General features: G+C 70.4%; 17 protein-coding genes and 1 pseudogene. 3 read left to right on the top strand and 15 right to left on the bottom strand.

Annotated elements, in window-relative coordinates; genetic code table 11:
- Positions 1 to 227: 227 nt before the first annotated feature.
- Positions 228 to 1,238, bottom strand: a complete 1,011-nt coding sequence (locus DY218_RS05590; RefSeq protein WP_128554774.1) for a polyprenyl synthetase family protein — start codon at positions 1,236 to 1,238, stop codon at positions 228 to 230.
- 281 nt (positions 1,239 to 1,519) lie between these two features.
- Between DY218_RS05590 and DY218_RS05595 the strand changes: the two genes are divergently transcribed.
- On the top strand, positions 1,520 to 3,022 hold the full coding sequence (locus DY218_RS05595) for a peptide MFS transporter (RefSeq protein ID WP_128554775.1): 1,503 nt from the start codon (positions 1,520 to 1,522) through the stop codon (positions 3,020 to 3,022).
- 29 nt (positions 3,023 to 3,051) lie between these two features.
- Positions 3,052 to 5,091 (top strand): CocE/NonD family hydrolase, encoded by a 2,040-nt coding sequence (locus DY218_RS05600; protein ID WP_128554776.1) that lies wholly within the window; start codon positions 3,052 to 3,054, stop codon positions 5,089 to 5,091.
- 274 nt (positions 5,092 to 5,365) lie between these two features.
- Here DY218_RS05600 and DY218_RS05605 read toward each other — a convergent pair whose 3' ends face one another.
- The 3 genes and pseudogenes from DY218_RS05605 to DY218_RS05615 all read right to left on the bottom strand — a co-directional run bounded on the left by DY218_RS05605 (position 5,366) and on the right by DY218_RS05615 (position 8,904).
- Complete coding sequence (locus DY218_RS05605; protein ID WP_128554777.1) at positions 5,366 to 6,172, bottom strand: HAD family hydrolase; 807 nt, start codon at positions 6,170 to 6,172, stop codon at positions 5,366 to 5,368.
- 125 nt (positions 6,173 to 6,297) lie between these two features.
- On the bottom strand, positions 6,298 to 7,524 hold the full coding sequence (locus DY218_RS05610) for an FAD-dependent oxidoreductase (RefSeq protein WP_128554778.1): 1,227 nt from the start codon (positions 7,522 to 7,524) through the stop codon (positions 6,298 to 6,300).
- A gap of 61 nt (positions 7,525 to 7,585) precedes the next feature.
- Positions 7,586 to 8,904 (bottom strand): annotated as a pseudogene (locus DY218_RS05615) (carboxylate--amine ligase).
- A 196-nt stretch (positions 8,905 to 9,100) separates the two neighbouring features.
- On the opposite strand from DY218_RS05615, the gene fahA reads away from it, so the two are divergent.
- Entirely contained in the window at positions 9,101 to 10,324 is a 1,224-nt protein-coding gene (gene fahA, locus DY218_RS05620; protein WP_128554779.1) for a fumarylacetoacetase, read from the top strand.
- Between the two features lie 118 nt (positions 10,325 to 10,442).
- Here the strand turns inward: fahA and recQ are convergent, their stop codons facing one another.
- The 11 genes from recQ to nuoE form a co-directional block, all read right to left on the bottom strand.
- On the bottom strand, positions 10,443 to 12,425 hold the full coding sequence (gene recQ / locus DY218_RS05625; protein ID WP_128554780.1) for a DNA helicase RecQ: 1,983 nt from the start codon (positions 12,423 to 12,425) through the stop codon (positions 10,443 to 10,445).
- Positions 12,426 to 12,798: 373 nt separating this feature from the next.
- Positions 12,799 to 14,448 carry an NADH-quinone oxidoreductase subunit NuoN gene (nuoN, locus tag DY218_RS05630; protein ID WP_128554781.1) on the bottom strand — a complete coding sequence of 550 codons (1,650 nt, stop codon included), beginning with the start codon at positions 14,446 to 14,448 and terminating at the stop codon, positions 12,799 to 12,801.
- The gene (locus tag DY218_RS05635) at positions 14,445 to 16,055 is read right to left on the bottom strand and encodes an NADH-quinone oxidoreductase subunit M (protein WP_128554782.1); all 1,611 of its coding nucleotides are present in this window, start codon (positions 16,053 to 16,055) and stop codon (positions 14,445 to 14,447) included. The genes nuoN and DY218_RS05635 overlap by 4 nt, the downstream gene beginning before the upstream one ends.
- A gap of 4 nt (positions 16,056 to 16,059) precedes the next feature.
- Complete coding sequence (gene nuoL, locus DY218_RS05640) at positions 16,060 to 17,958, bottom strand: NADH-quinone oxidoreductase subunit L (protein WP_128554783.1); 1,899 nt, start codon at positions 17,956 to 17,958, stop codon at positions 16,060 to 16,062.
- Between the two features lie 15 nt (positions 17,959 to 17,973).
- Positions 17,974 to 18,273, bottom strand: coding sequence for an NADH-quinone oxidoreductase subunit NuoK (nuoK, locus tag DY218_RS05645; protein WP_128554784.1), 300 nt, complete (start codon positions 18,271 to 18,273; stop codon positions 17,974 to 17,976).
- The gene (locus DY218_RS05650; protein WP_128554785.1) at positions 18,270 to 19,136 is read right to left on the bottom strand and encodes an NADH-quinone oxidoreductase subunit J; all 867 of its coding nucleotides are present in this window, start codon (positions 19,134 to 19,136) and stop codon (positions 18,270 to 18,272) included. The genes nuoK and DY218_RS05650 overlap by 4 nt, the downstream gene beginning before the upstream one ends.
- Positions 19,133 to 19,780: an NADH-quinone oxidoreductase subunit NuoI gene (nuoI, locus tag DY218_RS05655; RefSeq protein WP_128554786.1), complete on the bottom strand. Its 648-nt coding sequence runs from the start codon at positions 19,778 to 19,780 to the stop codon at positions 19,133 to 19,135. The genes DY218_RS05650 and nuoI overlap by 4 nt, the downstream gene beginning before the upstream one ends.
- Complete coding sequence (gene nuoH, locus DY218_RS05660; protein ID WP_128554787.1) at positions 19,773 to 21,161, bottom strand: NADH-quinone oxidoreductase subunit NuoH; 1,389 nt, start codon at positions 21,159 to 21,161, stop codon at positions 19,773 to 19,775. The genes nuoI and nuoH overlap by 8 nt, the downstream gene beginning before the upstream one ends.
- Positions 21,158 to 23,659, bottom strand: coding sequence for an NADH-quinone oxidoreductase subunit G (locus tag DY218_RS05665; protein ID WP_128554788.1), 2,502 nt, complete (start codon positions 23,657 to 23,659; stop codon positions 21,158 to 21,160). Before DY218_RS05665 ends, nuoH begins: the two co-directional genes overlap by 4 nt.
- A complete protein-coding gene (nuoF, locus tag DY218_RS05670; protein ID WP_128554789.1) occupies positions 23,656 to 25,041 on the bottom strand; it encodes an NADH-quinone oxidoreductase subunit NuoF in 1,386 nt (461 codons plus the stop codon). Before nuoF ends, DY218_RS05665 begins: the two co-directional genes overlap by 4 nt.
- Complete coding sequence (gene nuoE / locus DY218_RS05675; protein WP_128554790.1) at positions 25,041 to 25,844, bottom strand: NADH-quinone oxidoreductase subunit NuoE; 804 nt, start codon at positions 25,842 to 25,844, stop codon at positions 25,041 to 25,043. The genes nuoF and nuoE overlap by 1 nt, the downstream gene beginning before the upstream one ends.
- Positions 25,845 to 25,886: the final 42 nt, after the last annotated feature.

Consider the following 25,886-nt stretch of genomic DNA (forward strand, 5'->3'; position numbering starts at 1 on the left):
CTCTCCCTTGCGCGCACTCGTCCACCCTGCGCCGCCATTGTCACCCGGATTGGTAAGGGGTGGGTGTCTCTATCCGACCAAATCGGCCACCCGGAAGCGTCAGCCCCCGGGATCAACTCCCTGTACACCTACGGGATGACACCCTCGGCCCGTACTTCCCCCGAACAGCAGCGCCACCGGCAGACCTGCCGCCCTCGACCCCTAAGGGTGCAGCACCCTGCGGAGGGTCACCCCGCCCGGTGCACCACCGCGTCGCACAGCTCGATCAGGCACAGCTTGGCGTCGCACTCGGGCAGCGGGGCCAGGGTGGCGCGGGCCTCCTCCGCATAGCGGATGGTGTCGCGCCGGGCCTGCTCGAGGGCCGGGTGGGCGCGCAGACCGGCCAGGGCCTCCGCATGCCGGGCGTCATCGGTGAGATCGCCGTCGAGCAGCTCGCAGAGCGCCACGTCCTCGGGTCGGCCGTGGGCCGCGGCCTGCGCCCGCAGATGCAGTACGGGCAGGGTCGGGATGCCCTCGCGCAGATCGGTGCCGGGCGTCTTGCCGGACTCGTGCGAGTCGGAGGCGATGTCCAGTACGTCGTCGGCGAGCTGGAAGGCGACGCCGAGCCGCTCGCCGTACTGGGTGAGGACGTCCACCACCGTCTCGTCGGCGCCGGACATCATCGCGCCGAAGCGGCCGGCGACGGCGATCAGGGAGCCGGTCTTGCCGCCGATCACATCCAGATAGTGGTCGACCGGGTCGCGGCCGTCCCGCGGTCCCGCCGTCTCCAGGATCTGGCCGGTCACCAGGCGTTCGAAGGCCTCGGCCTGGATGCGTACGGCCTCGGGCCCGAGGTCGGCCAGGATGTGCGAGGCGCGGGCGAAGAGGAAGTCGCCGGTGAGCACGGCGACCGAGTTGCCCCAGCTGACATTGGCGCTGGGCACTCCGCGGCGCACGTCCGCCTCGTCCATCACGTCGTCGTGGTACAGCGTCGCGAGATGGGTGAGCTCCACGACGACCGCGGAGGGGACGATGCCCGGCGCGTACGGATCGCCGAACTGGGAGGCCAGCATCACAAGGAGGGGACGGAAACGCTTGCCCCCTGCACGCACCAGATGCTGGGCCGCCTCCGTGATGAAGGGGACCTCGCTCTTGGTGGCCTCGAGCAGACCTTCCTCGACAGCTGTGAGGCCCGCCTGGACATCGGCTTCGAGGGCCTGGTCCCGCACGCTCAGCCCGAACGGCCCGACGACGGTCACGAGGGGTTCTCCTGTCTGCTGGCTGCCTGCTGACAACTCGAGCTTGCTGACAACTCAAAGTCGCATCGCATGTGGTTCACCTACGCGTCATCGCACGTAGATCACACACGCGATGCAGCGGTTTGTCGATGTGTCGCTGCCATCAATCGACTCAGCGTATCCGGTCGCGTTTCGATCATGGCGAGCACCTGTCCGACTCGGGCACCCGGCCAGCCCGGGCGGGGTCCGGGCACCACCGGTATGTTCGGATCAACCGGAACCCCACGACTGGAGCCGAATCCTTGTCCCGCACCGCCCCCGAGGCCACGCCCCCGACGGAACCGGAACCTGGTGACGACACCGCCTTCTTCGGGCAGCCGCGGGGACTGCTGACCCTCTCCGGTCTCGAGGTGTGGGAACGCTTCTCGTTCCTGGGGATGCAGGCGATCCTCGTCCTCTACTTCGCGGACAAGGTCGCCAACGGCGGCATGGGCATGGACCCGGGCACCGCCGCCTCGGTCTCCGCCGCGTACGGCACGCTGGTGTATCTGGTGTCGGTCGGTGGCGGCTGGCTCGCCGACCGCATCCTCGGCTCGTACCGCGCCGTGCTGTGGGGCGGCATCCTGATCGCCTGCGGGCACTACGCGATGGCCGTGCCCACCGACGCGATGACCTGGGTCGGACTCGGTCTGATCAGCGCCGGCACCGGACTGCTCAAGCCCAATGTGGCCAGCATGGTCGGCAAGCTCTACCGCACCGAGGACGAGCGCCGCGACGCCGGCTTCGCGCTGTACTACATGGGCATCAACATCGGTGCCTTCCTCGGCCCGCTGATCACCGGCTGGCTCGGCGACCACCGGGGTTGGCACTGGGGCTTCTCGGCGGCCGCGATCGGCATGACCTTCGGCCTCATCCAGTACGTGGCCGGGCGCCGGCACCTGGCGGGACGCAAGGCGGCCGCCGAGTACGCGCTGCCGCCGGACGCGATGCGCCGGGCCGTGCTGTGGATGGTCGCCGGCGCCGTCGGCTTCGCCGTACTCGCCGGGCTGCTCGCCGCGGTCGGCTGGCTGACCATGGACCGCTTCGTCGACCTGCTCACCCTGATCTCGGTGCTCGCACCCGTCGTGTACTTCGCCGTGATGTTCAGGAGCCCCCGGGTCAGCCGCGAGGAACGCGGGCGGCTGCGGCCCTATGTGGTGCTGTTCCTGGCCTCGGTGGCGTTCAACTTCATCCTGTTCCAGGCGTATTCGACGATGATGCTGCTCGCCGCGTCCAACGCGCGCAGCGACATCCTCGGCTTCGACTTCCCCGCCAGCTGGTACGCCTCGGCGCTCGGCGCCTTCGAGGTGCTGCTCGCGCCCGTGGTGGCCGGGCTCTGGGTCAAGATGGGCCGGAGCCAGCCGCACGCCTCCAACAAGATCGCGTACGGCGTGATCCTCGGCGGGCTGTCGTTCATGTTGATGGCGCTGCCCACCTCGGGGCACGACAGCGACACGTACAAGATGGCCGCCTGGTGGATCGTCGGCTCGTATCTGCTGCTCGGGCTCGGTGACATCCTCGTCGAGACCTCCGGCATGTCGGCCACCACGAAGCTCGCGCCGCAGGCCTTCGCCAGTCAGACCATGGCGCTCTGGTTCCTGTCCCTCGCGCTCGCCAACGGCATCCAGGCCCAGGTGGTGAAGCTCTACGACGACGTCTCGCACCCCATGTACTTCGGCGTGAACGGCGCGATCGCGGTCGCCGTGGGCCTCGCCGTGATCGCCGCCGCACCCTGGCTGCGCCGCACCATGCATCCCGTCCACTGAGCTCCCCCACGGTCCACAGAGGTATCCCCATGCGCATCCGCACCGACTTCCCGTACGAGACGACGCACGAGGACATTCGGATTCCGCTTCCCGACGGAACTCGGTTGTACGCCCGGATCTGGCGGCCGGTCACCGACGAACCCGTGCCCGTACTGCTCGAATATCTGCCGTACCGGCTGAGCGACTGGACCGCGCCGCGCGACGCCCAGCGCCACCCCTGGTACGCGGGGCACGGCTACGCCTCGGTGCGCGTCGATGTGCGCGGACACGGCAACTCCGAGGGCATGCCGGGCGACGAGTACGACGCGACCGAGCTGGACGACGGGGTCGCGGTCGTCAACTGGCTGGCCCAGCAGCCCTGGAGCACCGGCAAGGTCGGCATGTTCGGCATCTCCTGGGGCGGCTTCAACTCGCTGCAGATCGCCGCGCTCGCGCCCGAGGCCCTGAAGGCGATCGTCACCGTATGCTCGGCGGACGACCGCTACGACAACGACGTGCACTACATGGGTGGTTCGGTGCTCGCCGTGGACATGCACGCCTGGGCGGCGACCATGCTCGCCTTCGTGTCCCGGCCGCCGGACCCCGCCTTCGTCGGCGACGGCTGGCGGCAGATGTGGACGGACCGGCTTGAGGCCGTCGACCCGTTCATCCACACCTGGCTCGCCCACCAGACCCGGGACGCCTACTGGCGGCACGGCAGCGTCTGCGAGGACTACTCGGCGATCAAGGCCGCGGTCCTCGCGGTCGGCGGCTGGCACGACCCGTACCGGGACACCGTGCTCCGCCTGGTCGAGCATCTGCCCGGGCCCGTACGGGGGTTGATCGGGCCCTGGTCGCACCAGTATCCGGACCGCGGGCTTCCGCCGGGTCCTGCGATCGGCTTCCTGCAGGAGACGCTGCGCTGGTGGGACCAGCACCTCAAGGGCGAGGACACCGGGGTCATGCACGAGCCCAGGCTGCGCGCCTGGATCAGCGAACCGCACCGGCCCGCCACGGTCCATCCGGAGCTCGCGGGCCGCTGGGTCGGCGAACCGGCGCTCCCCTCCCCCGGCATCACCGCCACCCCGCTCGGCCTGGACTCCGAGCTCGGCACCGACACCCCGGGCGGTGCGCACGGCGAGGCGAGCCTGGTCCCGGTGCGCTCGCCGCAGCACACCGGGGTGGACGCGGGCCGGTTCTTCCCGTTCGGCAACGACGCGGACCTGCCGCCGGACCAGCGCGAGGAGGACGGGCGTTCGGTCTGCTTCGACTCGGCGCCGCTCGGCCGGTCGGTGGAGATCCTGGGCCGGCCGAAACTGCGGCTGCGGCTGCGCAGCGAGGTGCCGCGCGGACAGGTGATCGCCCGGCTCTGCGAGGTCGACGCGGACGGTGCCTCCACCCTGATCACCCGGGGCGTGCTCAACCTCAACGCCCGCCTCGGCCGCGACCGGGTCGTCACCTGGGACCCGGGGACCACGGAGGACGTCGAGTTCGAACTGAACGGCATCGGCCACCGCTTCGCGCCCGGCAGCCGCATCCGGCTCGCGCTCTCCTCCGCGTACTGGCCGTGGATCTGGCCGGCGCCGGACGCCGACGGCTGGAGCGTGGACGTCACCGAGTCCACCTTCGAGCTGCCGGTACGGGACGCGGAGCACGAGGACGACTTCGCCATCGCCTTCGAGGAACCGGAGCAGTCCGAGCCGCTCGGCGTCGTCTCCCCCGAGACCCTGGACGCGCCACGGCCGGAGCGTCTGGTGGTACGGGACGTGGCGGCCGGCACCTGGCGGCTGGAGGTCGACCCGCGCTACGGCGGCACCCGGATCTATCCGGACGGCCTGGAATTCACCGAGGACGCCCTGGAGACGTACGAGATCCAGGAGGCGGACCCGCTGAGCGCCCGCACCCGGTCCGACTGGACGATCCGGCTGCACCGGCCCGAGCTCGGCTGGGACGCGCGGGTGCAGTCGCGCTCCGAAATCACCTGCGACGACACGCACTTCGTCGCCTCGAACGAGGTGGTGTGCCGGGACGGCGAAGAGGTCGTCTTCCACCGCAGCTGGGAGAAGCGGATTCCGCGTACGGCGGGGTGAGCGGAGCCCGGGTGGCCGGGTGACCGGGTGACCGGGGGTCGGTGGCCGTCGGCACGCCGGCGCCCGGAAGGGACCGCAGGCCGGCCGATGTGTTCCTGCCCGTCGAAGCCCCGGGCCTCCCCGGGCCTGGGTGCCGGTCACGCTGCCGGCCGAGGCGTGCGCGGCCTCGAGCTTCGGGGGTACCGGGAGCCGGTGGACGGCAGCGGTACGGGCCTGAGGACGCAGTCGGCACGACGCGCACCCATGTCTGCGGCCCGAGGGCCGCCGTCGCGGCTCAGTCGAAGAGGCGTTCCAGGACCGCCGCGACTCCGTCGTCCTCGTTGGAGGTGGTGATCTCGTCGGCCACCGCCTTGAGTTCGGGGTGGGCGTTGGCCATGGCGACGCCGTGGCCCGCCCAGTGGAACATCGGGATGTCGTTGGGCATGTCGCCGAAGGCGATGGTGTCGGCCGGGCGCACCGCGAGACAGCCCGCGGCGAGGGCGAGCCCGGAGGCCTTGGTCACGCCGAGCGGCTGCAGTTCGACCGTGCCGGGACCGGCCATGGTCACGGTGACCAGGCCCTCGGCGGCACCGCCGGCCGCGGCGGCCAACGCGTCGTCGGACAGATGCGGGTGGCGCATCAGGACCTTGTTGATGGGCTCCGCCCACAGCTCGGACCGGCCGCTCACCCGGACCGCGGGCAGGGTGGGGTGCGGCGACTGGTAGCCCGGCTCGAAGAGCATCAGGCCGTCCGTGCCGTCCTGGTTGACCGCCGCGAAGACCTCGCCCACCTCGGCCTCGATCTTGCCGAGCGCGACGTCCGCGAGCTCCCGGTCCAGGGTCAGCGAGCTGACCATCGCGTGCGTGTCCGCGTCGTAGACCTGGGCGCCCTGACCGCACACGGCCAGGCCCCGGTAGTCCAGTTCGAGCAGCAGATGCCGTACGTGCGGGACGGGCCGGCCGGTGACCACGACGTGCCGGGCGCCGCCGGCGGCCGCCCTGGCGAGGGCGGCCCGGGAGCGCGGGGAGACGGTGTCGCTGCGCTGCAGAAGAGTGCCGTCCAGATCGGTGGCGATCAGCGCGGGGGCGGGTGGGGTGGACATGGCCCACAGGATACGGAGAGCCGAACAAACCCCGGAAAACCGGGTGTTGGCCGCCGTGTGACTACTAGAGTCACAGGAGCCTCTGCCGTCACTCGCGTGGCGCGGTGCGGGTATGGAACGCCAGGTCAGGGGTGGGCGGCCGCGAGCTGCCGGGCCAGGCGCGGCGAGGCGTAGGACGTGCCGCAGACGAACCGCATCACCGGGCCGTACGACGCGGCGGCCGGCAGGCCGGTGAAGTACAGGCCGGGGACGGACGAGCGGTAGCCCGCGCCGAGACGTGGGGTGCCGCGGCTGGTGGCCAGGCCGGCGCGGACCTCATGGCCGAGCCAGTCGAGGGCGGCCAGGTCGACCCGGTAACCGGTGGCCGCGATCACGTGGTCGGCGGTGAGCTCCCCCGTCGTACCGTCCTCGGTGCGTGCGGCGAGGACCGGGCGGCCGGCGCTGCTCGTCACGCCCTCGATCCCGCGGACCGTACTGACCTGCACCGCGCCCTCGAACCTCTCGCGCAGCCACCAGGCACCGAGCGGACCGAGGATCCGGTGCACGAAGTGGTGGCGCACTCCGGCGGGCAGGCACCGGTACAGGCCCGCGTGATGACTGATCGCGTACAGCGACCAGGCGCGGCCGAACGGCGACCGGGGCCGCAGCCGCGGCTGCCGCGAGGGCGGCCCGCCGAACCCGGGCACCGTACGGGACACGATCCGCACCCTGGCCCCCGCCTCGGCCGCGAGCACGGCGCTCTCCAGGGCGGACTGCCCGGCCCCGACGACGATCAGGTCCCGCCCGGCGAAGGACGCGAGATCGCTGTGCTGCGAGCTGCGCGAGACCCCGGCCGCCGGCGGTACGGCCCCGCCGGCCGGGGCTTCCTCGGCCAGTCCGGGCGGCAGATGTGCGGCACCGGTCAGCCCCGTCGCGACGACCACGGCCCGTGCGGTGAACTGCTCGCCCGAGTCCAGCTTCAGGACGAAGCCGGCCGCCGCGGTGGCACCCCTCCCTGCCGCCGGAGCCCGGTCCACGGCCACCACCCGCACCTGCTCCAGGTCCGGCACCAGCCGCTCGGCGAACCACAGCCCGTACCGTACGAACGTCTCGACCGGCACGATGTCCTCGTCGGTCACAAGGCGGGGGATCCCCGCGGCGTCGCAGTAGTCGATCAGGCGGTGGCCCCGCTGGGGTGCGTCGATGTCGGAGGCCGCGGGCGTCGACTTGAGGAGCATCCCGGCGGGCATGCGGGACCGCCAGCTGACCATCGGATCGCCGAACACGCGCACGGGTATGCCGAGCGCGCGCAGATGCGCCGCGGTGGACAGGCCGTAGGGGCCTGCCCCGATCACTGCTACCGGGTGTGCCATCAAGTCCCCCTCCAGGACGGCTGCTTGTCCGCCGGACCACCGGTGCCCCGCCCGTGGTCCGCTACCTCCCGCGTCCGCGCCAGAAGCGCCACAGGTGGCCGAGTCCGGGCAGCAGGAAGCGGATCAGCATCGCGAGGCCCGGTGCCGGGTCGTCGCGGGCCAGCCAGGCGAACTCGGTGCCGGGGGCGCGGGCGGCCGGGTGATGGTCCGCGTGGGCCGCCGGGCGCCGGTCCACGGGTGCGGTCGCGGAAGGCCGGCGCCCGAGCGCGGGAGACCGGCGGGGCGCGGGGCGGGCGTGCGGGGTGGTGTACTCGCTGTGGCGGTAGGCGAGTCGGGCGGGCAGATCGATGTTCTCCACCAGGAATCTGCGCCCCGCGCGCTGCTCGCCCGCCGGGACGGCGCGGCCGGTCAGATGCAGATGCTGGGCCCGCACCACGTCGACGCCCGACTCGTTCTCGAAGAGGCGGAACTGCGCGCCCATCCGCGGATTGAAGTCGAGCAGCTTGTACCGGCCGTCCCGGCGGTCCAGGCGCAGGTCCAGATCGACGATGCCGCTGAAGCCGAGCTGCTTGGCGAAGTGCGTGGCCAGCTCGGCCAGTTCGGGATTGTCCACCACGCAGGCGCTCGCCGTCATCCCGGCGTGCGGCGGCCACGAACGGATCTTCACCCCGGTGAACAGGGCGAGCGGCGCCGACTCCTCGTCGAAATAGGCGTGCACGATCCAGTCCTCCGCATCCCGGAGCGGCAGATACTCCTGCAGGATCACCCCGGGGTGCGGGCCCCAGGAGCGGGCCAGGGCGAGGAGTTGACCGGGGCCGTCCACCCGGGTCGTGCCGTGCACCGCCGGATGCCTGCGACGCTCGAACGCCGCCCTGTTCTTCGCCACCACCGGGAAGCGCGCGCCGGCCGCGAACTCCGCCACCTCCGCGTACGAATCGGGGAACGCGGCCCGCGGCGACGGCACCCCGTGCGCCACGCAGAGCGCGTGCAGGTCCTGCTTGCTGGCGAGGCGCCGCGGCAGCGCCGGCTCGGTGGCGGGGAACAGGAAGCGGTCCCCCAACTCCCCCTGATGCTCGGCGATGAGCACCGCGGCCTCTTCGTCGGTCGGGATCAGGACGGTCCGCCGGCCGATACGACGTCCTGCCCGCACCAGCCCCTCGACGAGGACCGCGGGATCCTCGGTCCCGGTGGTCGGCCAGACGAAGGCGCGCTCCAGATGCCGGGAGAGCGCCGCCGGCGTCCAACGGTCCTCCGTGATGGCATACATCGGCACCCCGAGCCGGCCCAGGCTGCGGATCGCCCCGACCCCCCGTGGTGCAGCGGATAGCCGCCGAACTTGACGATCAGACCGGGCACTTCGCGGTCCGGCACCACCGGCATGCTGCTGCTTGGCATGTGTCCCCCCTGACGCGGCGTCCGTCCCCCTGGCCGCGTCCCCCGCAAACGACGCTAAGGCGGAATAGAACACTCCAGCAAGATTTTTCCGGACATTACGAACTCTTTATCCAGTGCCGGGACGGGCGGGGGCACTTGTAACGTGTGATCCACCTGACGAAGGAAAGTGAGGCAGCGTCCCATGCCCGAGCAGACCCCGCTCGACCTTCCCGAGGGCGACCCCTTCGGCCCGCACAACCTTCCGTACGGCGTATTCTCCCTGGCTGACGAGCGGGACCGGAGGGTGGGTGTACGGCTCGGCTCGCACGTCCTGGACGCCGGTGCGGCCGCGCACGCGCTCGGCTCCCCGTACGCCTCGCTGCTCGCCCAGCCGTCGCTCGCACCGCTGCTCGCGGCCGGGCGCCAGACCTGGCGCGATGTGCGGCGGGCGCTGACCGCCTGGGTGACCGTGCCGGCCCACCGGGAGGTGGTCGAGCCGCTCTTCGAGCCGCTCTCGGCGGTACGTCTGCACCTCCCCTTCGATGTCGCCGACTACGTCGACTTCTATGCGTCCGAGAATCACGCGACCAACTTGGGCCGCCTCTTCCGCCCTGATTCGGAACCACTCCTTCCCAACTGGAAGCATCTGCCGGTCGGTTACCACGGCCGCGCCGGGACGGTCGTGGTCTCGGGCACCGACGTCGTACGGCCCTCGGGGCAGCGCAAGGCGCCATACGCGACGGAGCCGACCTTCGGGCCGTCGACGAAGCTCGACATCGAGACGGAGATCGGCTTCGTGGTCGGTGCGCCGTCCGAACTCGGCACTCCGGTGCCGCTGTCCGGCTTCCGTGACCACGTCTTCGGGCTCTGCCTGCTCAACGACTGGTCGGCCCGCGACATCCAGCCCTGGGAGCAGGTGCCGCTCGGGCCGCACACCGCGAAGTCCTTCGCGACGTCGGTGTCCGCCTGGGTCACGCCGCTCGAGGCGCTCGACGCGGCCCGGGTCGCGCCGCCCGTGCGGGACGTCCAGCCGCTGCCGTATCTGGACGACACCAAGGCGGAGGAGCCCGGCGGTTACGACATCCGGATCACTGTGGCCCTGAACGGAGAGGTGATCTCCGAGCCTCCTTTCGCGGGGATGTACTGGACGGGGGCGCAGATGCTGGCGCATATGACGGTGGCCGGGGCGTCGTTGCGCACGGGCGATCTGTACGGGTCGGGGACGATCAGTGGGCCCGAGCGACGGCAGCGGGGGTCGCTGATCGAGCTGACCTGGAACGGGGCGGAGGCGCTTGCGCTTGCGAGTGGAGAGCGGAGGTTTCTGGTGGATGGGGACGAGGTCACGATGACGGCGTGGGCGCCGGGGCCCGATGGGACGAAGGTGGGGCTGGGGTCGGTCAGCGGGAGGATTCGGGCGGCGGTTTGAGTTGTGGTCGGTTTCTCAGGCGCCGGCGCCTGGGGCGCCTTGTCCTCAATCGCCGGACGGGCTTGAAATTCGCCCTGGCGGGCTCGTCCTCAAGCGCCGGACCGGCTGAAAGATGTCCTCAGTCGCCGGAGGACGGGCTTGAGGTGGTCGCGCTGGGAGTCGTCGGGGGCGGGATTTCCGCCAGGACCCTGAGGACCGCCTCTCCGTAGTTGGCGAGTTTCTTTTCGCCGAGGCCTGGGATCTGGGCCAGTTGGGAGAGGTCCGTGGGGACCGTCGTGGCGATTTCGCGGAGGGTGGCGTCGTGGAAGATGACGTAGGCCGGGACGCCCTGTTCGCGGGATTGTTCGGCGCGCCAGGTGCGTAGGGCCTCGAAGAGAGGGAGCGCCTCCTCGGAGAGGTCCACCGGCGGCTTGCGGTCGCCCTTCGCCGGGCGCTCCGCCTTGGCGCGGCCGGCGGGGCGCTTGGGCTCCTTGCGCATCAGGACCTCTCGCTCCCGGCCAAGCACCGTCGCGCTCGCGTCGGTGAGCACCAGGGTGCCGTACTCGCCCTCCACCGAGGCGAGGCCCTGCGCCAGCAACTGGCGGACCACGCTGCGCCATTCAGCCTCGGAGAGCTCCTCGCCGATCCCGAAGACCGACAGCTGGTCGTGGTCGAACTGGATGACCTTCGCCGTCTTCCGTCCGAGCAGGATGTCCACGATCTGCCCCGTGCCGAACTTCTGACCGCGCTCCCGCTTCAGTCGCACCACCGTGGAGAGGACCTTCTGTGCGGCGACCGTGCCGTCCCAGGTCTCGGGCGGGGTGAGACAGGTGTCGCAGTTGCCGCAGTGGTCGCCGGAGGCCTCCTGGCCGAAGTACGCGAGGAGTTGGGAGCGGCGGCAGGCGACCGTCTCGCACAGGGCGAGCATCGCGTCCAGGTGGGAGGCGGCCCGCCGGCGGAACGCCTCGTCCCCCTCGCCGCTCTGGATCAGCTTGCGCTGCTGGACGACGTCCTGCAGTCCGTACGCCATCCACGCCGTGGACGGCAGGCCGTCCCGGCCCGCGCGGCCGGTCTCCTGGTAGTAACCCTCCACCGATTTCGGCAGGTCGAGGTGGGCGACGAAGCGGACGTCCGGCTTGTCGATGCCCATGCCGAAGGCGATCGTGGCGACCACGACGAGGCCCTCCTCGCGCAGGAAGCGGGCCTGGTGGCGGGCTCGCGTCGCGGCGTCGAGGCCGGCGTGGTACGGGACCGCCGCGATGCCGTTCCGCTCAAGGAACTCGGCTGTCTTCTCGACCGAGTTGCGCGAGAGGCAGTAGACGATGCCGGCGTCGCCCTCGTGCTCCTCGCGGAGGAAGCGGAGCAGCTGCTTCTTGGGGTCGTCCTTGCCGACGATCCGGTACTGGATGTTGGGACGGTCGAAGCTGGCCTCGAAGTGGCGGGCCTCCGGCATGCCGAGCCGCTCGGTGATCTCGCGGTGGGTGGCCCTGGTCGCGGTCGCGGTCAGGGCGATACGCGGTACGTCCGGCCAGCGCTCGCCGAGGACCGCGAGGGCCAGGTAGTCCGGGCGGAAGTCGTGGCCCCACTGGGCGACGCAGTGCGCCTCGTCGATCGCGAAGACGGAGACCTTGCCGCGGGAGAGCAGGTCGAGGGTGCCCTGCATGCGCAGGCGCTCCGGTGCGAGATAGAGGACGTCGAGCTCGCCCGCGACGAACTCGGCCTCCACGAGGCGGCGGTCCTCGAAGTCCTGGGTGGAGTTGATGAAGCCGGCCCGCACGCCGAGTGCTCTGAGGGCGTCCACCTGGTCCTGCATCAGGGCGATGAGCGGGGAGACGACGACGCCGGTGCCCGGTCTGACCAGGGCGGGGATCTGGTAGCAGAGGGATTTGCCGCCGCCGGTCGGCATGAGGACGACGGCGTCGCCTCCGCTCACCACGTGGTCGATGACGGCCTGCTGCTCGCCGCGGAAGGTGTCGTAGCCGAAGACTCGGCGGAGGGTGGTCAGGGCGGTGGTCCTGGCGGACCCGGTGGCGAGGTTTTGTGCTGCGGCGGTGTCGTCGTGCGGGGGGCCTTCGGCCCGGGGTGTCTCTGCTGTTTCTTGCTGCACTGTGGCACCGTCCATTGTTCTGTCCCCCGTGGGTCGTGTTTCTGACTCGACCGCCACGATAGGCTCCGCCGGGATCAGGGGGGTTTGGTTGTCCACAGGCACCGGGGTGCGGTCATATTTGTTGTCCTCCAGCCCCGGCGCTGGGCGCCTTGTCCTCAAACGCCGGACGGGCTGGATATTCGCCCTGGCGGGCTCGTCCTCAAGCGCCGGACAGGCTGAATAAAAGATGTCCTCAAACGCCGGACAGGCTTGGAATGGACGGGCTTGGAATGGACGGGCTTGGAGTGGACGGGCTTGGAGTGGACGGGCTGGACATGGCCGCCTGGCAGGCTGATGAACCCCCCGCCCCCAATTCAAGGGGCGGGGGGCGGGGGAGGTGGTGGCGGGATCAGCGGGCGAAGACTGATGCCTGGCCCGCCAGATCCAGGAAGTACTGGGGCGCCACCCCAAGGACCACCGTGACCGCGACTCCGACGGCGATCGCCGTCATCGTCAAGGGGGAGGCCACGGCCACCGTCGGGCCCTCCGGCTTCGGTTCGCTGAAGAACATCAGGACGATCACGCGGATGTAGAAGAACGCCGCGATCGCGGACGAGATGACGCCGATGATGACCAGCGCCCCGGCCCCGCCCTCGGCCGCCGCCTTGAACACCGCGAACTTCCCGGCGAAGCCGCTGGTCAGCGGGATGCCGGCGAAGGCGAGCAGGAAGACCGCGAAGACCGCGGCCACCATCGGCGAGCGCCGCCCGAGCCCGGCCCACTTCGACAGGTGCGTGGCCTCGCCGCCCGCGTCCCGTACCAGCGTGACCACGGCGAAGGCGCCGATCGTCACGAAGGAGTACGCCCCCAGGTAGAACAGCACCGAGGAGATGCCGTCCGGAGAGGTCGCGATCACACCGGCGAGGATGAAGCCGGCGTGCGCGATCGAGGAGTACGCGAGCAGGCGCTTGATGTCGGTCTGGGTGATGGCGACGATCGCGCCGAGCAACATGGTGATGATCGCGACGCCCCACATCACCGGCCGCCAGTCCCAGCGCAGGCCCGGCAGGACGACGTAGAGCAGCCGGAGCAGCGCGCCGAAGGCCGCGACCTTCGTGGCCGCCGCCATGAAGCCGGTGACCGGTGTCGGCGCACCCTGGTAGACGTCGGGGGTCCACATGTGGAACGGCACGGCGCCGACCTTGAAGAGCAGCCCCATCAGGATCATCGCCGCGCCGATCAGGAGCAGCACGTCGTTGCCCATGGTCTGGGCGAGCACCGGGTCGATGTCCTGGATGGTGCCGTCGACGACCTCGGCGATGCCCGCGTAGTTGACGGTGCCCGCGTACCCGTAGAGGAGCGCGACGCCGAACAGCAGGAAGGCCGAGGAGAAGGCGCCGAGCAGGAAGTACTTGACCGCGGCCTCCTGCGACATGAGGCGCTTGCGGCGGGCCAGCGCGCAGAGCAGGTACAGCGGCAGCGAGAAGACCTCGAGGGCGATGAACAGGGTGAGGAGGTCGTTGGCCGCCGGGAAGACCAGCATGCCGGCGATCGCGAAGAGCACCAGCGGGAAGACCTCGGTGGTGGTGAACCCGGCCTTGACGGCGGCCTGTTCGCCTTCGCTGCCGGGCACCGCGGCACCCTGCGCGGCGAAGGAGTCGACACGGTTTCCGTGTGCCTCCGGGTCGAGCCTGCGCTCGGCGAAGGTGAACACGGAGACCAGGCCGATGAGCAGGATCGTGCCCTGCAGGAAGAGCGTCGGACCGTCGACGGCGATCGCGCCCATGGCCACGATGCCGGCCTCGGTCGTCGCGTACCCGCTGGTCGCGAGACCGACGACGGCGGCGAAGGACGCCACCAGGGCGACCACGGTCAGGAACAGCTGGGCGTGGTAGCGCGCCCGGCGCGGCACGAAGGCCTCGAGCAGGATGCCCAGGACCGCCGCACCGACGATGATCAGTACGGGAGCGAGCTGGCCGTACTCGATGTGCGGGGCGTCGATCTTGCCGATCGGCTCCGCCGCCGTTGTCCACAGGCTGTGGACGGCTGATGCGCTCACTTGGCCGCCTCCACCTCGGGCTCGGGGTCTTGCTTCTGTACGTCGGACAGCGTCTGGTCGACGGCCGGGTTCACCAGATCGGTGACCGGCTTCGGGTAGACGCCCAGGAAGATCAGCAGGGCGATCAGCGGCGCGACCACGGCCAGCTCACGTACCCGCAGGTCGGGCATGGTGCGGACGTTCTCCTTCACCGGGCCCGTCATCGTCCGCTGGTACAGGACGAGCGTGTAGAGCGCGCCGAGGACGATGCCGACGGTGGCGATGATGCCGACCACCGGATAGCGGGCGAACGTGCCGACCAGGACCAGGAACTCGCTGACGAACGGGGCGAGTCCGGGCAGCGACAGCGTCGCGAGCGAGCCGACCAGGAAGGTGCCCGCCAGGATCGGCGCCACCTTCTGCACTCCCCCGTAGTCCGCGATCAGCCGCGAGCCGCGGCGGGTGATCAGGAAGCCGGCGACCAGCATCAGGGCGGCGGTCGAGATGCCGTGATTGACCATGTAGAGCGTCGCGCCCGACTGCCCCTGGGAGGTCATGGCGAAGATGCCCATGATGATGAACCCGAAGTGCGAGATCGAGGCGTACGCGATCAGGCGCTTGATGTCCCGCTGGCCGACGGCGAGCAGTGCGCCGTAGACGATGCTCACCAGGGCGAGCGCCAGGATCACCGGGGTCGCCCACTCGGAGGCGTTCGGGAAGAGCTGCAGGCAGAAGCGGAGCATCGCGAAGGTGCCGACCTTGTCGACCACCGCGGTGATCAGGACGGCGACCGGCGCGGTGGCCTCGCCCATCGCGTTCGGCAGCCAGGTGTGCAGCGGCCACAGCGGGGCCTTCACCGCGAAGGCGAAGAAGAAGCCGAGGAAGAGCAGCCGCTCGGTGTTGGTCGCCATCTCGAAGTTGCCCGCGGCGCGCGCCTCGGCGATCTCGGTCAGCGAGAAGGTGCCGCCGACCACGTAGAGGCCGATCACCGCGGCCAGCATGATCAGGCCGCCGACCAGGTTGTAGAGGAGGAACTTCACGGCGGCGTAACTGCGTTGGGTGGCCGCCTCCTTCTCGCCGTGCGCGCCCGCCTTGTCGCCGAAGCCGCCGATGAGGAAGTACATCGGGATGAGCATGGCTTCGAACAGGATGTAGAAGAGGAAGACGTCGGTGGCGAGGAAGGAGAGGATCACCATCGCCTCGACCATCAGGATCAGTGCGAAGAATCCCTGGGTCGGGCGCCAGCGGCCGGTGGCGACACTCTCCTTGGACTTGCCGTCGTCCTCCGGGTCGGCGTCGTGCCAGCCGGCCAGGACGACGAAGGGGACGAGCAGCGCGGTCAGGCCGAGCAGGGCCGCGCCGATGCCGTCCACGCCGAGTTCGTAGCGGACCCCGAAGTCGGCGATCCAGGCGTGTGATTCGGCCAACTGGTAGCGGTCCGCCGGGCTGTTGACGACCTTGTCGGGGTCGAAGCGGAAGACCACCACGAGCGCTGCCACCAGGGTGGCGAGCGAGAAGAGCAGGGCCATCCACTTCGCCGCGGTGCGGCGGGCCGCCGGGACGGCCGCGGTGGCGATCGCGCCGACCGCGGGGAGCGCGGCCGTCGCTGTCAGCAGAGGAAAGGACATGGGATCAGACCGCCCTCATCAGCAGGGTCGCGGCGATGAGGATCGCCGTACCGCCGAACATCGAGACCGCGTAGCTGCGCGCGAAGCCGTTCTGCAGCCGGCGGAGCCGGCCGGAGAGTCCGCCGAAGCCGGCCGCCGTGCCGTTCACGACCCCGTCGACCAGGCTGTGGTCGACGTACACCAGGGACCGGGTCAGGTGCTCGCCGCCGCGGACGAGTACGACATGGTTGAAGTCGTCCTGGAGCAGATCGCGCCGGGCCGCCCGGGTGAGCAGCGACCCCTTGGGCGGGGTGACCGGCACCGGCCGCCGCCCGTACTGCAGATACGCGAGGCCGGCGCCGAGCAGCAGCACGACGACGGTGGACGCGGTGATGGCGGGGACGCTGATCACCGGGTGCGGGTGGTGGAACTCGGTGACGGGTTCCAGCCACTTCACGAAGGCTTCGTTGAGGCTGAACAGGCCGCCCGCGAAGACCGATCCGAAGGCGAGCACGATCATCGGGATCGTCATGGACTTCGGGGACTCGTGCGGGTGCGGTTCATTGCCTGCCGCGTCCGGCTGCCAGCGCTTCTCGCCGAAGAAGGTCATGATCATCACGCGGGTCATGTAGAACGCGGTGATACCCGCGCCGAGCAGTGCGACGCCGCCGAAGATCCAGCCGCGGATCCCGTCGTCGTACGCGAACGCCGCCTCGATGATCTTGTCCTTGGACCAGAAGCCGGACAGGCCCGGGAAGCCGATGATCGCGAGATAGCCGAGGCCGAAGGTCACGAAGGTGACCGGCATGTACTTGCGCAGTCCGCCGTACTTGCGCATGTCGACCTCGTCGTTCATGCCGTGCATCACGGAGCCCGCACCGAGGAAGAGCCCGGCCTTGAAGAAGCCGTGCGTCACCAGGTGCATGATCGCGAAGGCGTATCCGATCGGGCCGAGACCCGCCGCCATGATCATGTAGCCGATCTGTGACATCGTCGAACCGGCCAGGGCCTTCTTGATGTCGTCCTTGGCGCAACCGACGATCGCACCGAACAGCAGCGTGACCGCACCCACGATGACGACCGCGAGTTGGGCGTCGGGCGCCGCATTGAAGATCGTGCCGGACCGGACGATCAGGTACACGCCCGCGGTGACCATGGTGGCCGCGTGGATCAGGGCCGAGACCGGAGTCGGGCCCTCCATCGCGTCCCCGAGCCAGGACTGCAGCGGCACCTGGGCCGACTTTCCGCAGGCCGCGAGCAGCAGCATCAGGCCGATCGCGGTCAGCTTGCCCTCGCCGGTCTCACCGGTCGCCTCCAGGACACCGCCGAAGGCGAAGGTCCCGAAGGTGGTGAACATCAGCATGATCGCGATCGAGAGGCCGATGTCACCGACGCGGTTGACCAGGAAGGCCTTCTTGGCCGCGGTCGCCGCGCTCGGCTTGTGCTGCCAGAACCCGATGAGGAGGTACGAGGCGAGGCCCACACCCTCCCAACCGACGTACAGGAGGAGGTAGTTGTCGGCGATGACCAGGATCAGCATCGCCGCGAGGAACAGGTTCAGATAGGCGAAGAAGCGGCGGCGCCGCTCGTCGTGCTCCATGTACCCCATCGAGTAGACGTGGATCAGCGAGCCCACGCCGGTGATGAGGAGCACGAACGTCATCGACAACTGGTCGAGCTGGAAGGCGATGTCGGCCTGGAAGCCGCCCACCGGGATCCAGCTGAACAGATGCTGGTGCAGCGACCGGTCCTCGGTCGACCGGCCCAGCATGTCGACGAAAAGGCCGACCGCGATGCCGAACGAGGCGAAGGCGAGCGCCGTGCCGATCACATGGCCGACTCGGTCGAGCCGGCGTCCGCCGCACAGCAGGACCGCCGCTCCGAGCAGAGGCGCCGCCACGAGCAGCGCAATCAGGTTCTCCACGATTCTTCCGACCCCTCAGAGCTTCATCAGGCTGGCGTCGTCGACCGAGGCCGAGTGGCGGGAACGGAACAGCGACACGATGATCGCGAGCCCGACCACGACCTCGGCGGCGGCGACGACCATCGTGAAGAACGCGATGATCTGCCCGTCGAGATTGCCGTGCATCCGGGAGAAGGCGACCAGCGCGAGGTTGCAGGCGTTGAGCATCAGCTCGACGCACATGAACAGCACGATGGCGTTCCGCCGGATCAGTACGCCGGTGGCGCCGATCGAGAACAACAGGGCCGCGAGATAGAGGTAGTTGACGGGATTCACTTCGGGCCCTCCGTCTTCCCCGATTCGCCGGCCCCGGCCGCGGTCGCCGCGCTCCGGGGGAATCCGGCCTCGTCACGTCCGAGCCGTTCCTCGGAGCGCTGCTCCAGTGCCCTGAGGTCGTCGAGCGCCTCGTCGGACACGTCCCGGATCTGGCCGCGGTCGCGCAGTGTCTGCATCACCGTGAGCTCGGACGGGGTGCCGTCCGGGAGCAGGCCGGCGATGTCCACCGCGTTGTGCCGGGCGTACACACCGGGCGCGGGCAGCGGCGGCAGATGCTTGCCCTCGCGGACCCGCTGCTCGGCCAACTCGCGCTGGGTGCGGGCGCGTTCGGTGCGCTCGCGGTGGGTGAGCACCATCGCGCCGACGGCCGCCGTGATGAGCAGCGCGCCGGTGATCTCGAAGGCGAACACGTACTTGGTGAAGATCAGCGAGGCGAGTCCCTCGACGTTGCCCCCGGCGTTGGCCTGGGCGAGTCCGGTCGCCTCGCTCAGCGAGGCGTTGCCGATGCCGCCGACCAGGAGCACCGCGAAGCCGAGGCCGCAGAGCGCGGCCATCCAGCGCTGGCCCTTGATGGTCTCCTTCAGTGAGTCAGCCGCCGTGACGCCGACGAGCATGACCACGAAGAGGAAGAGCATCATGATCGCGCCGGTGTAGACGACGATCTGCACGATGCCGAGGAAGTACGCGCCGTTCGCCAGATAGAACACCGCGAGGATGATCATGGTCCCGGCCAGGCAGAGCGCGCTGTGCACGGTCTTCTTCATGAACACGGTGCCCAGGGCGCCGAGCACCGCGATGGTGCCGAGCACCCAGAACTGGAAGGCCTCGCCACTGGAGGTGGTGTACGCGGCGAGCGCGGTCATGCCTCCGCCCCCCTGCCTGCCGCCTCCGTGGCCTCCTGGCCCTGCGACTCGGCGACCTGCTGCACCGTGCCGGGCGCGGCCTCGGTCACCAGGCCCCGGTAGTAGTCCTGTTCGTCGGTGCCCGGGTAGATCGCGTGCGGGGAGTCGACCATGCCCTCCTCCAGGCCCGCGAGCAGCTGCTCCTTGGTGTAGATCAGGCTCTCGCGGCTGGAGTCGGCCAGCTCGAACTCATTGGTCATCGTGAGTGCCCGGGTGGGGCACGCCTCGATGCACAGGCCGCACAAGATGCAGCGGGCGTAGTTGATCTGGTAGACGCGGCCGTAGCGCTCACCCGGCGAGTAGCGCTCCTCCTCGGTGTTGTCCGCGCCCTCCACGTAGATCGCGTCGGCGGGACAGGCCCAGGCGCACAGCTCGCAGCCCACGCACTTCTCCAGGCCGTCCGGGTGCCGGTTGAGCTGGTGGCGGCCGTGGAAGCGCGGAGCGGTGGTCTTCGGCTGCTCCGGGTACTGCTCGGTGAGCCGCTTCTTGAACATGGCCGAGAAGGTCACGCCGAAGCCGGCCACCGGATTCTGGAATCCCTGCTTCTGTGTGTCCTTGGACGCAGCCTCGCGGGACTCACCGGATTTCCGGGATGACTCAGACACCGTCGGCCTCCTTTCCGTCACGGGCGCCGGGGGTCGCGGCCCCGCCTGCTGGGTCGGTACTGCCGGATCCGCCGCTGGTGACCAGCTCCCGCTCGTGGCGGGACCGGCGGCGCGGCACGGGCGGCAACTCCTGTCCGGGCAGCGGCGGTACGGGGAATCCGCCCGCCATCGGGTCGAAGGCCGGCGCCTGTTCGGCCTCGACCGCGGCCTCCTGCTTCTCCCGCTTCTCGCGGAAGGTGTCGTACAGGAAGGAGAGGACGAGCAGCGTGAGGACGCCGCCGGCGACGTAGAGCACGATCGAGGAGAAGTCCACGTTCTCGTTGCGCATGGTGCGCACGGTCGCGACCACCATCAGCCAGACGACCGAGACCGGGATCAGGACCTTCCAGCCGAGCTTCATCAGCTGGTCGTAGCGGACGCGGGGCAGCGTGCCGCGCAGCCAGATGAAGAAGAACAGCAGCAACTGGACCTTGAGGACGAACCAGAGCATCGGCCACCAGCCGGCGTTCGCGCCCTCCCACAGGGCCGTGACCGGATACGGGGCACGCCAGCCGCCGAGGAACAGCGTCACCGCGACCGCCGAGACGGTCACCATGTTGATGTACTCGGCCAGCATGAACATCGCGAACTTGATGGAGCTGTACTCGGTGTTGAAGCCGCCGACCAGATCGCCCTCGGACTCCGGCATGTCGAACGGGGCGCGGTTGACCTCGCCGACCATCGTCACGATGTACAGCAGGAACGACAGCGGCAGCAGGATGATGTACCAGCGGTCCGCCTGCGCCTCCACGATCGCCGAGGTCGACATCGACCCGGAGTAGAGGAACACCGAGGCGAAGGCCGCGCCCATCGCGATCTCGTACGAGATCATCTGCGCGCAGGAGCGGAGCCCGCCGAGCAGCGGATACGTCGATCCGGACGACCAGCCGGCGAGCACGATGCCGTAGATGCCGACGGAGGCGACCGCGAGGATGTAGAGCATCGCGATCGGCAGGTCGGTGAGCTGCATCGTGGTGCGGTGGCCGAAGATCGAGATCTGGTTGTCGGCCGGGCCGAAGGGGATCACCGCGATGGCCATGAAGGCCGGCACCGCGGCGACGATCGGCGCGAGGATGTAGACCACCTTGTCGGCGCGCTTGACGACGACGTCTTCCTTGAGCATCAGCTTGATGCCGTCCGCGAGGGACTGCAGGAGGCCCCAGGGTCCGTGCCGGTTGGGGCCGATGCGCCGCTGCATCCAGGCGACGACCTTGCGCTCCCACACGATGGAGAAGAGCACGGTCACCATCAGGAAGGCGAAGCAGAAGACCGCCTTGATCGCGACGAGCCACCAGGGGTCGCGGCCGAACATCGAGAGGTCTTCGAGGGCGAGTGCGGTCATGACTGCACCTCCTGGGCCACGGCCCCGGCCACGGCCGGGCCGATGCGGACGAGTGCGCCGGGTACGGCTCCGGTGTCGGAGGCGACCCCGCCGCCCGCCGAGTTCAGCGGGAGCCACACCACGCGGTCGGGCATCTCGGTGACGCGCAGCGGGAGTTCGACGGAGCCGGCCGGTCCGGAGACGGCGAGGGTGTCGCCGTCCTTGACGCCGGCCTCGGCCGCGGTGGCGGCGGAGAGCCGGGCCACCGCCTCGTGCCGGGTGGCCGCGAGCGCCGAGTCGCCCTCCTGCAGCCGGCCCTGGTCGAGCAGCAGCCGGTGTCCGGCGAGTACGGCCTCGCCCGCGGCGGGCCGCGGCAGGTCACCACCGCCTGCCTCGGGGGCGCTCGCGCGCGCGCCGTCCCAGGCGCCGAGCCGGTCGAGTTCGCGGTGCGCCGATGCGTTGTCCGGCAGCGCCAGGTGGATGTCCATCGCGTCGGCCAGCATGTGCAGCGCACGCGCGTCGGTCGGTGCGAGCCGCCGGGTCATCTGGTCCGGCTTGAGCGCGGCCTCGAACAGCCGGGCCCTGCCCTCCCAGTTGAGGAAGGTCCCGGACTTCTCGGCGACCGCCGCGACCGGCAGGACGACGTCCGCGAGCGCGGTGACCTCGCCGGGCCGCTGTTCCAGGCTGACCACGAAGGACGCCTCGGCGAGCGCGCGCCGGGCGAGCTCCGGGTCCGGCAGGTCGGCGAGCTCGACGCCCGCGACGAGCAGTGCGCCCAGTTCGCCGGTGGCGGCGGCCTGCACGATCTGTGCGGTGTCGCGACCGTGACCGCCGGGGAGCCGGGCCACGCCCCACTGGGCCGCGACCTCGTCCCGCGCCCGCGGGTCGGTGGCCGGCCGGCCACCGGGCAGCAGCGTCGGCAGGGCGCCCACTTCGAGCGCACCGCGCTCGCCGGCCCGGCGCGGGATCCACACAAGCTCGGCGCCGGTGGCCTCCGCCGTACGCAGCACCGCGGTGAGCCCGCCCGCCACGCCCGCGAGACGTTCGCCGACCACGATGACGGCGCCGGGTGCGCGCAGCGCCTCGGCGGCGGCCGCGCCGTCACCCTCCAGGCCGGTGTTCCCGGCGAGCGCGTCCAGCCACTCGGGCTCGGTGCCGGGGGCGGCGGGCAGCAGGGTGCCGCCCGCCTTCTCCAGACCCCGGGTGGCGAACGGGGCGATGGCGAAGGTCCGTTGGCCGCTCTTGCGGTGCGCCTTGCGCAGCCGCAGGAAGACTCCCGGGACCTCCTCCTCCGCCTCGATCCCGGCGAGGAGTACGGCCGGCGCCTTCTCCAGGGAGATGTTGGTGACCCCGGTGCCCGTCAGGTCGCGCCCGCGACCCGCGACCCGGGCCGCCAGGAAGTCGGCCTCCTCGGCGCTGTGCACCCGCGCGCGGAAGTCGATGTCGTTGGTGTCGAGGGCGATCCGGGCGAACTTGCTGTACGCGTAGGCGTCCTCGACGGTGAGGCGGCCGCCGGTGAGGACTCCGGCGCGGCCGCGTGCGGCGTTCAGACCGTTCGCCGCCGCCTCCAGGGCCTCCGGCCAACTGGCCGTCTCGAGCTCGCCGTTCTCGTTCCTTACGAGGGGGTGGGTGAGGCGGTCGCGCTGCTGGGCGTAGCGGAATGCGAAGCGCCCCTTGTCGCAGATCCACTCCTCGTTGACCTCGGGGTCGTTCTCGGCGAGGCGCCGCATGACCTTGCCGCGGCGGTGGTCGGTGCGGGTCGCGCAGCCGCTCGAGCAGTGCTCGCACACCGAGGGCGAGGAGATCAGGTCGAACGGCCGGGACCGGAAGCGGTACGCGGCCGAGGTGAGCGCGCCCACCGGGCAGATCTGGATGGTGTTCCCGGAGAAGTACGACTCGAAGGGGTCGCCCTCGCCGGTGCCGACCTGCTGCAGCGCGCCCCGCTCGATCAGCTCGATCATCGGGTCACCCGCGACCTGGTTGGAGAAGCGGGTGCAGCGCGCACAGAGCACACAGCGCTCACGGTCGAGCAGCACCTGTGCCGAGATCGGCACCGGCTTCTCGTACGTGCGCTTCCTGCCCTCGAAGCGGGAGTCGGCCTGGCCGTGCGACATGGCCTGGTTCTGCAGGGGGCACTCGCCGCCCTTGTCGCAGACCGGGCAGTCGAGCGGGTGGTTGATCAGCAGCAGCTCCATCACGCCCTGCTGCGCCTTCTCGGCGACCGGCGAGGTGAGGTGCGTCTTGACGACCATGCCGTCGGTGCAGGTGATGGTGCAGGAGGCCATCGGCTTGCGCTGGCCCTCCACCTCGACGATGCACTGGCGGCAGGCGCCGGCCGGGTCGAGCAGCGGGTGGTCGCAGAACCGCGGGATCTCGATGCCCAGTTGCTCGGCGGCGCGGATCACCAGGGTGCCCTTGGGGACACTGATCTCCACGCCGTCGATGGTCAGCGCGACCAGGTCCTCGGGCGGCACGGCCGCCTCGCCGCCCCCGGAGGGAGCATTCGTCGTGACCGTCATGCGTTCACCTCCGTGTGCGTGTCGGCCCGGTCGCTCCAGAGGGTCGACCTGGCGGGGTCGAAGGGGCAGCCCTGGCCGGTGATGTGCTGCTCGTACTCCTCGCGGAAGTACTTGAGCGAGGAGAAGATCGGCGAGGCGGCGCCGTCGCCGAGTGCGCAGAACGACTTGCCGTTGATGTTGTCGGCGATGTCGTTCAGCTTGTCGAGGTCGGACATGACGCCCTTGCCGTCCTCGATGTCGCGCAGCAACTGCACCAGCCAGTACGTCCCTTCGCGGCAGGGCGTGCACTTGCCGCAGGACTCGTGGGCGTAGAACTCGGTCCAGCGGGTCACCGCGCGGACCACGCAGGTGGTCTCGTCGAAGCACTGCAGCGCCTTGGTGCCGAGCATCGATCCGGCGGCGCCGACGCCCTCGTAGTCAAGCGGTACGTCGAGGTGTTCGTCGGTGAACATCGGCGTGGAGGAGCCGCCCGGGGTCCAGAACTTCAGCCGGTGGCCGGGCCGCATCCCGCCGCTCATCTCGAGCAGTTGGCGCAGCGTGACGCCGAGCGGCGCCTCGAACTGGCCCGGGTTGGCGACATGTCCGCTGAGCGAGTAGAGCGTGAAGCCGGGCGACTTCTCGCTGCCCATCGAGCGGAACCAGTCCTTGCCCTTGTTGATGATGGCGGGCACGGACGCGATGGACTCGACGTTGTTCACCACCGTGGGGCAGGCGTACAGGCCGGCGACCGCGGGGAAGGGCGGCCGCAGCCGGGGCTGGCCGCGGCGCCCTTCGAGCGAGTCGAGCAGCGCCGTCTCCTCACCGCAGATGTAGGCGCCCGCGCCCGCGTGCACGGTCAGTTCGAGGTCGAGCCCGCTGCCCAGGATGTCCTTGCCGAGGTAGCCCGCCTCGTAGGCCTCTCGTACGGCCTCGTGCAGGCGCCGCAGTACGGGGACCACCTCGCCGCGCAGATAGATGAAGGCGTGGCTGGAGCGGATCGCGTAGCAGGCGATCACGATGCCCTCGATCAGGGAGTGCGGATTGGCGAAGAGGAGCGGGATGTCCTTGCAGGTGCCGGGCTCGGATTCGTCCGCGTTCACCACCAGGTAGTGCGGCTTGCCGTCGCCCTGCGGGATGAACTGCCACTTCATACCGGTCGGGAAGCCGGCGCCGCCGCGGCCGCGGAGCCCTGCGTCCTTCACATAAGCGATGAGGTCGTCGGGTGACATCTCGAAGGCCTTGCGCAGTCCTTCGTACCCCTCGTGCCGGCGGTAGGTCTCGAGCGACCAGGGCCGGTCCTCGTCCCAGAAGGACGACAGGACGGGGGTGAGGAGCTTCTCGGGGCTCGACCCGGCTTCGGCCTCGGGCCGGGACGCGCCCCCGTATTCGGTGGACACGGACATCACTCCCCCTCCTCGGAAACCGGGCCCGACGGGTGCTGCGGGTCGGAAGCCGAGGTCTGCTGTGGCGCGTCGTGGGAACTGGGGTGGTCGGCGGGGGTCTGGTCCTGCGGGGCCGAGCCGCGCGGGTGGACGACCCGGTGGTGGCCCTCGCCCTTGGCGAGCCGCAGGCCGAGCAGCGAGGCGGGACCGGCGGCGCCGGAGGCCTCGACCGCGCCGGGCCGCTCGTCGGGGAAACCGGCCAGGATGCGGGCGGTCTCCTTGAAGGTGCACAGCGGGGCGCCGCGGGTGGGCGACACCTCGCGGCCGGAGCGCAGGTCGTCGACGAGCTGCTTGGCGCTGTCCGGCGTCTGGTTGTCGAAGAACTCCCAGTTCACCATCACCACGGGCGCGAAGTCGCAGGCCGCGTTGCACTCGATGTGCTCGAGGGTGACCTTGCCGTCCTCGGTGGTCTCGCTGTTGCCGACGCCGAGGTGCTCCTGCAGCTCCTCGAAGATGGCGTCGCCGCCCATCACCGCACAGAGCGTGTTGGTGCAGACCCCGACCTGGTAGTCACCGCTCGGCTTGCGCCGGTACATGGTGTAGAAGGTCGCGACCGCGGTGACCTCGGCGGTGGTCAGTCCGAGCACATCGGCGCAGAACTGCATGCCGGTGCGGGTGACATGCCCCTCCTCGGACTGCACGAGGTGCAGCAGCGGGAGGAGCGCCGACCTGCTGTCGGGGTAGCGGGCGACGATCTCCTTGGCGTCCGCCTCCAGACGTACGCGTACGTCGTCCGGGTAGTCGGGGGCCGGGAGCTGGGGCATGCCCAGGCTCGTCGGGCTGCCGGTGCTTGTGGGGTGTGCGTC

The organism is Streptomyces triticagri (assembly GCF_003429565.1).
Lineage (GTDB): Bacteria > Actinomycetota > Actinomycetes > Streptomycetales > Streptomycetaceae > Streptomyces > Streptomyces triticagri.

Excerpts from the sequence above, each read along its gene's own strand:
- DY218_RS05600 (WP_128554776.1), top strand. The coding sequence starts at position 3,052 with ATGCGCATCCGCACCGACTTCCCGTACGAGACGACGCACGAGGACATT.
- DY218_RS05665 (WP_128554788.1), bottom strand. The coding sequence starts at position 23,659 with ATGACGGTCACGACGAATGCTCCCTCCGGGGGCGGCGAGGCGGCCGTG.
- DY218_RS05610 (WP_128554778.1), bottom strand. The coding sequence starts at position 7,524 with ATGGCACACCCGGTAGCAGTGATCGGGGCAGGCCCCTACGGCCTGTCC.
- DY218_RS05635 (WP_128554782.1), bottom strand. The coding sequence starts at position 16,055 with ATGTCCTTTCCTCTGCTGACAGCGACGGCCGCGCTCCCCGCGGTCGGC.
- fahA (WP_128554779.1), top strand. The coding sequence starts at position 9,101 with ATGCCCGAGCAGACCCCGCTCGACCTTCCCGAGGGCGACCCCTTCGGC.
- DY218_RS05605 (WP_128554777.1), bottom strand. The coding sequence starts at position 6,172 with ATGTCCACCCCACCCGCCCCCGCGCTGATCGCCACCGATCTGGACGGC.
- nuoF (WP_128554789.1), bottom strand. The coding sequence starts at position 25,041 with ATGTCCGTGTCCACCGAATACGGGGGCGCGTCCCGGCCCGAGGCCGAA.
- nuoH (WP_128554787.1), bottom strand. The coding sequence starts at position 21,161 with ATGACCGCACTCGCCCTCGAAGACCTCTCGATGTTCGGCCGCGACCCC.
- recQ (WP_128554780.1), bottom strand. The coding sequence starts at position 12,425 with ATGGACGGTGCCACAGTGCAGCAAGAAACAGCAGAGACACCCCGGGCC.
- DY218_RS05650 (WP_128554785.1), bottom strand. The coding sequence starts at position 19,136 with ATGACCGCGCTCGCCGCGTACACCACCTCCAGTGGCGAGGCCTTCCAG.
- nuoE (WP_128554790.1), bottom strand. The coding sequence starts at position 25,844 with ATGCCCCAGCTCCCGGCCCCCGACTACCCGGACGACGTACGCGTACGT.